This is a genomic window from Brunnivagina elsteri CCALA 953, assembly GCF_002289455.1.
Lineage (GTDB): Bacteria > Cyanobacteriota > Cyanobacteriia > Cyanobacteriales > Nostocaceae > Brunnivagina > Brunnivagina elsteri.
Map to the genome: position 1 here is coordinate 1 of NZ_NTFS01000458.1, position 4,883 is coordinate 4,883.

At 43.3% G+C, this 4,883-nt stretch carries 3 protein-coding genes; 1 reads left to right on the forward strand and 2 read right to left on the reverse strand.

The genetic code is table 11. From position 1 onward, the window contains the following. Nucleotides 1–120: 120 nt before the first annotated feature. Complete coding sequence (locus tag CK510_RS26320) at nucleotides 121–681, reverse strand: Uma2 family endonuclease (RefSeq protein ID WP_095724479.1); 561 nt, start codon at nucleotides 679–681, stop codon at nucleotides 121–123. A 107-nt stretch (nucleotides 682–788) separates the two neighbouring features. Then, nucleotides 789–2,846, reverse strand: a complete 2,058-nt coding sequence (gene bchD, locus CK510_RS26325; RefSeq protein WP_095724480.1) for a magnesium chelatase ATPase subunit D — start codon at nucleotides 2,844–2,846, stop codon at nucleotides 789–791. Nucleotides 2,847–3,145: 299 nt separating this feature from the next. On the opposite strand from bchD, the gene CK510_RS26335 reads away from it, so the two are divergent. After that, entirely contained in the window at nucleotides 3,146–4,780 is a 1,635-nt protein-coding gene (locus CK510_RS26335) for an alpha-D-glucose phosphate-specific phosphoglucomutase (RefSeq protein ID WP_095724482.1), read from the forward strand. The last annotated feature ends 103 nt before the right edge of the window (nucleotides 4,781–4,883 follow it).

The window sequence follows — 4,883 nt, forward strand, 5'->3', positions numbered from 1 at the left end:
GGACTCATCCCACCTCTACAATTGTGGAGAATTTATTGGAAGGTATAAAGATGCCCATCCCAAAAAATTTTGTTTTTTTTACTTTGATTTCAAACTATAATTTTAGCCTTTGACAAAAAGCTATTTTTTCATCTTTAACCAATCAAAAACTTGTTCTACAGTTAGTGTTAATTCAATCCCATTTAATACAGGTAAAATATTTTGTTCTTGAAAAAATTCTGGTTGTTGATTGGGTTTAAATACTAGAATTGAACGGTCATCTGGTTCTAGCAACCATCCTAACGAACAACCATTTTTTAAACAATGCAATATGTTACCAGTAACTTTGTTAGAACTTTGCTCTGGTGAAAGAATTTCTATTGTCCAATCTGGAGGGATTAAAACATCATCTATAGGTTCTCCATTGTCCTCAAAGCAAATATTTTCCCAACGCAAAACAACTACATCAGTAACAATAGAACGACCTTGAAAAGTGCAACGAAGTTCAGGAAAAGCATAAGCAATTTCTTTATCTTCAGTGACTTGATTGATGTTTGTAACTAACTTTCCCTGAAGTCGAGAATGTCGGGTTTTCGGCATTGGTTTTTGGACAATTTTACCATCAATATATTCACTTGCTGGTTCTGTTTCGGGGAGTTTCAAAAAGTTTTCTAATGCTAATGATGATTTGGCAACAGTCATAATTTTGTCATCATCTATTCACAATTTTATCGTTGGGGAGAAACCCGGTTTCTTTGGGATTTTGTCGTTGGAGAGAAACCGGGTTTCCACTAATTAACCATTAACCATTACTTTGCTTTCATATCCGCGATCGCACCTCTTGTCATGGCTGCGATCGCTTGTTCGGTGGCTTTGGGTAGGTGATAATATTTACCTCCTGATGTTTTTGCCAATTCTTTCGCAAAACCTGTGGAGACAAATTTACTTTCGGTGTCAATCACCAAAAGCTGGATTCCCATTGCCCTAATTCTCCCCGCAATCTCTAATAACTCGGCTTTGATATCCGGTTTTTGCTCTGGGTCTTGGGGTTCACCTAAGGAACGTGAGAGCGAAACATTACCCCGTCCGTCAGTAATTGCCACAATCACAACTTGTCCCACATCGCCGCTCATTTGGGCATTAACACCAACTCGCACCGCTTGGGTTAAACCATGTGCTAGGGGAGAACCACCACCACAAGGTAGTCTTTCCAAGCGATTTTTTGCTAAGGCAATGGAACGTGTTGGGGGTAACAAAACCTCTGCCTGTTCACCACGGAAAGGAATCAATGCCACTTGGTCGCGACTTTGATACGCTTCTGTCAGTAATTGCATCACCGCACCTTTTGCCGATTGCATCCGGTTGAGCGCCATTGAGCCGGAAGCATCAACGACGAAAATTACTAATGCACCTGCTTTCCGAACCAACCGCTTAGAACGAATATCAATTTGCTCGACAATCACCTTTTTATTTGGTCGTTTTGCCCGACGTGATTTTTGATACGGGGCTGCGGCTCGTAATGTGGCATCCACGGCAATGCGTTTTACCTTGCCTTTGGGCAGCATTGGCTTGACGTAGCGTCCTCTGTCGTCGGAATAGATGGAGGTACGACTTCCAGACTTGCCTCGACGCTGCGCCATTTGGGAAAAAAGCAAGACGCTGGGGTCAAGAATTACACCTTCGGGGTCGAAAATAAATTCTTCGGGAATCCCTGGTGCTTCCTGTTCTGACTCTTCGTTTTCTTGCCCTTCCTGTTCTTGTTCCTCCTCTCCGTCTTCTCCCTCTTCTCCGTCTTCTCCTTGTTCCTGTTGATTTTCGTTTTCCGACTCTTCTTGGTTTTGTGGAGGTGGTGGTGGTGCTTCTTCTGGTGGTGTTTGAATTACTGTTGCTCTCGGTACAATTACTAATTCCACCGCTCGTTTCAAGTCTTCGGGATTAACTTTACTACGTCCTTCCAATGCTGCGGCTGCTTTTGCTACCCGTACAGCAAATAATTCGGCGCGTTGTCCTTGAACCTGTCCCCGGATGGCTTCGTTGACTAAGTACTCGATTTGTTCGCGGGTAATAATTACTTCCTTGAGCCATTCCCGTGCCAGGATAATTTGGGTTTTGAGTCCATCGATATTCTCGTCGTATTGTTGGAGAAATTCTTGGGGCGATCGCGAATATGATATTACTTGTTCGACGGCTTCAACGCGTTGGTCTAATTCGAGTATGGCATCTGCGGAAAGTGCGATCGCAATTCGATCTAACAAATGTTCCCGGAGTGCCCCTTCTTCGGGGTTGTATGTGGCGATAAATAAGGCTTTGCAGGGATGTTGGAAGCTGATTCCTTCCCGTTCGATTTGATTGCGTCCTTCTGAGAGTACGCTTAATAATTGGTTACTAATTTGGTCATCGAGGAGGTTAATTTCATCAACATACAGTACACCTCGGTTTGCAGCCGCAAGTAACCCAGGTTGGAAGACTGTATCACCTTGTTTTACCGATTGTTCGACATCGACTGAACCTAAAAGTCGATCTTCGGTGACTCCCAGGGGAATTTGAATAAAAGGTGCGGGAATAACTTCAGTCTTTCCCTCCAATTCTAGGGTTAGGGAGGGGTCATCAAGTAGAATATCATCCCAATCTTCGGGATGGTTGGGGTCACAATTACTAACACCACCTTTGACAACTTCGATCGGTGGCAGTAAAGCGTGGATAGCACGAGCCATTACAGATTTTGCCGTACCTCGACGACCTGCGATCGCAACTCCTCCTAAACCAGGATCGATTGCTGCAAGTAATAATGCCATTTTAATCGCTTCCTGACCGACTACGGCAGCCAAGGGAAAAGCTGTAATATTTTGAGTAGTGGATGCAGGCATGATTATTAACTATTTATCCTATCGGTTTTTAGCATAGCAATTTGTGGGACATTTATTTCATGGGAAAGGGGAGCATTCTAAATATGCTTTTTTCGCTGAATCCTACTCAGTTCTTAGTTTCACCTTAAATTATCCCGAAATTACCCCCCTTAATCCCCCCTTGCAAAGGGGGGAAACTAGAAATCCAGTCCCCTCCCCTTTTCCAAGGGGAGGGTTAGGGTGGGGTTCTTTTATTTGGTATGCTCCCTTTTGAATCGACTAAAACTAACAAGAAAACACAATCTTTTTTTGATGACCTTATGAACATCCGTACCATTACCACTGTCCCTTTTAGCGACCAAAAACCTGGTACTTCCGGTTTACGCAAATCAGTCACAGCATTTCAGAAACCCCATTATTTAGAGAATTTTGTCCAATCAATTTTTGATTCCCTGGAAAATTGTCAGGGAGAAACCTTAGTTGTTGGTGGTGATGGCAGATACTATAACCGTCAGGCAACCCAAATTATCCTGAAAATGGCTGCTGCTAATGGATTTGTCCGGGTTAAAGTCGGACATCGCGGTATTTTGTCCACCCCCGCAGCTTCCTGTGTGATTCGTAAATATAAGACATTGGGGGGAATTATTCTTTCTGCCAGCCATAACCCCGGTGGTCCAAATGGAGATTTTGGGATTAAGTATAATATTAGCAATGGTGGACCTGCACCGGAAAAGGTCACGGAAGCTATCTATGCTCGGAGTAAGGTAATTGATAGCTACAAAATTATCGAGGCAAATGATGTCAACCTGGATAAATTGGGGGAGACAAAAATTGACAATATGGTGGTTGAGGTAATCGACTCGGTACAGGATTATCAAGACTTGATGGAATCGCTGTTTGACTTCGATCGCATTCAACAACTGCTAACTGGTGGTAAGTTTAAGATGTGTATTGATTCCATGCACGCTGTCACTGGACCCTATGCTAAAGGGATTTTTGAGCAGCGTCTTGGTGGTGGTGTTGGCTGTGTCCAAAATGGTGTACCTCTGGAAGATTTTGGTGGAGGACATCCCGATCCAAATTTGGTATATGCCCATGACTTAGTAGAAATTATGTTTGGGGAATATGCACCAGATTTCGGTGCTGCTTCCGATGGAGATGGCGATCGCAATATGATTTTAGGTAATAAGTTCTTTGTTACTCCTAGCGATAGTTTAGCTATACTGGCTGCGAATGCTAGGCTGGTTCCCGGTTATGCTCAAGGGTTGAGTGGAATTGCGCGATCGATGCCTACTAGCCAAGCAGCAGACAGGGTTGCGGCAAAATTAGGGATTGATTGCTATGAAACACCAACAGGGTGGAAATTTTTCGGCAATTTGATGGATGCAGATAAAGTCACTCTCTGCGGGGAAGAAAGTTTTGGTACTGGTTCCAATCATATCCGCGAGAAAGATGGACTTTGGGCTGTATTATTTTGGTTAAATATTTTGGCATCTCGTCAGCAATCTGTTGAGGAAATTGTCAAGGAGCATTGGCAGATTTATGGTCGTAATTATTACTCACGTCACGACTATGAAGAGGTGGATTCCCAACGGGCAAATACACTTGTGAATAATGTCCAAGCAGCAATGCCCAATCTCAAGGGGAAGAAATTTGGTAGTTACGAAGTTGAGTACAGCGACAACTTTAGTTACACTGACCCTGTGGATGGTAGCGTTAGTACAAATCAAGGTATCCGTATTGGTTTTACTGATGGTTCACGTATCGTTTTTCGTCTTTCGGGTACGGGTACGCAAGGTGCAACTTTACGACTTTATTTAGAAAGTTTTACTGGTGATGTTGCGAAGCAAAATGTGGAAACACAGGAAGCTTTAGGGGATTTGGTTCGCATTGCTGAGGAAATTGCCCAAATTCGCGAAAATACCGGAATGGATAAACCCACTGTGATTACATAGTGGATTAATTCAATAAAATATATAATGCACATTTCATTTGGGTGAGGTACACTCCCATCTGCGTACCCTGCGGGTAGGCACGGAGTGACTTCCAAAGGTAGCC

Excerpts from the sequence above, each read along its gene's own strand:
- bchD (WP_095724480.1), bottom strand. The coding sequence starts at position 2,846 with ATGCCTGCATCCACTACTCAAAATATTACAGCTTTTCCCTTGGCTGCC.
- CK510_RS26335 (WP_095724482.1), top strand. The coding sequence starts at position 3,146 with ATGAACATCCGTACCATTACCACTGTCCCTTTTAGCGACCAAAAACCT.
- CK510_RS26320 (WP_095724479.1), bottom strand. The coding sequence starts at position 681 with ATGACTGTTGCCAAATCATCATTAGCATTAGAAAACTTTTTGAAACTC.